1 protein-coding gene and 1 pseudogene are annotated in these 1,707 nt (G+C 74.7%); both read left to right on the forward strand.

The genetic code is table 11. The features are described 5' to 3' along the window. Positions 1 to 242, forward strand: a pseudogene (locus AC08ON_RS13910) (pilus assembly protein TadG-related protein); the annotation flags it as partial. Between the two features lie 137 nt (positions 243 to 379). Continuing rightward, a partial coding sequence (locus tag AC08ON_RS13915; protein WP_476617119.1) for a LysM peptidoglycan-binding domain-containing protein occupies positions 380 to 1,707 on the forward strand: 1,328 nt, incomplete at its 3' end.

Genomic DNA, 1,707 nt, shown 5'->3' on the forward strand with positions numbered 1-1,707 from the left:
CCCAACAGATCGCCCCGGCCAGCCTGCGTGCGGGCAGTCCCACCCTCGATCCGGCCGCGGCCGACGCGGCCGCCCGCGCCTACCTCGACCGTCACCACATCGACGGCACGATCACCGTCGCTGGTGACGCGGTGACGGTCATCGTTCAGACGCGCATCACCTATGTCCTGCTCGCCCTGTCCGGCCGGACCGGCGCCACGGTCACCCAGACCCGGTCCGCCGTCGCCCTCCGCGGCCCGTAACCCACGGGAGAACCGCCATGCCCCAGCTCACCCCCACCCGCCGCCATGCCGACCATCGAGATCATCAATGCCGACTCGGCCCCCCACCCGGCCGGACGCCGGCACGCCGACGCTCACGGACGGGGGCGACCGCCGGTGTGGCCCGCCCGTCGGCCGGGCAGGCGCTGCGCGGCCTGGCCGCGCTTCTCGGCCTGCTGGTCTTCCTCACCGCCGTGCCGGTGTTCCTGGCCGCCTGGCGGGGAAACCCGCTGCCCACCACCTGGGAACCCGCCCGGTGGGCGACGCTGGCCACCCGGGGCTACCTCCACCCCGACGTCGTCCCCGACACCCTCGCCGTGCTGGCCTGGCTGACCTGGGCCTACCTCACCCTGTGCATCATCGGGGAAGCCCTCACCCAGACCGCCCGGAGCCGACGCGGTCCACACGGCACGGCCCGCCCTGGCGGCGTGTCCAACGCGCCGACCGTGCCGGAACGCGCCGGATGGCGCCTTCCCGCGCCGAACGTGGTCCGGCGCGCCACGGCGCGATGGGTGGCGCTGGCCTCCCTCGCCGTCAGCCTGCTCTCCTCCCGGGCCGCCCTCGCCGCCACCCCGACCACGACCGGCCCGTCCGGGCACCCGGCGGCCACGGCGAGCGCATCCGCCGACGTCACAACCGTCCTCGGTGGCACCGCCCCCGCCCCGGCTGCAGACGTCCTGGCCGGCCCCGTCCAGGCCAGCCCCGGGCCGGGGCCGATCGGGCATGGGCTACCGGAACCGAGACGGCTCTTCGGGGACATCTACCGCTGCGGCCCCTATGACACCCTGCGATCCGTCGCCGCGCAGTTCCTCGGCAACCTGGACCGGTGGAAGGAGGTCCGCGACGCCAGCGTCGGCCTGCGCCAACCCGACGGCACCACCCTCCCACCCGACTTCGTGGTGATCGGCGACGGAACCCTGCTACGGATCCCCCTCGCCCCCGCACCTACCACAGCATCCGCGACCCCGAACGCCACCACCGGCACAGCGAAACCGGCACGAGGCACCCCACCGACCGAGACGACCCACACGGTTCGTCCCGGCGAGACGCTCTGGGACATCGCCCACAACGCCTACCCCGACGTCCCGAAGCACGACCTTCCGCACCTGGTCGGGCAGATCTTCCACGCCAACCAGGGCGCGACGGATCCCGCCGGACGACGCCTCCACGACCCGAACCTCCTTAACCCCGGCATGATCCTCCGACTACCCGTGCTCGCCGGTAGCAACGGCGCGCCGACGTCCAGTGCCGCGCCGCCCAGCGCCGGATCCGCGGCGCCCCCGGGCGACGGGCCGTCGACGTCGGACCCGAACGCGCCCAGCCCACCGGGGATCGTAAGAGCGACGTCGCTGGCACCCGGCCCCACCCGGCCGTCCCCGAGCGCACCCGCGGCGACCCGGCACGACGACCACACCACCGCGCCGAACCTCCTCCCCGTCTGGGTCGG

The organism is Frankia sp. CoWAU3 (genome assembly GCF_977971855.1).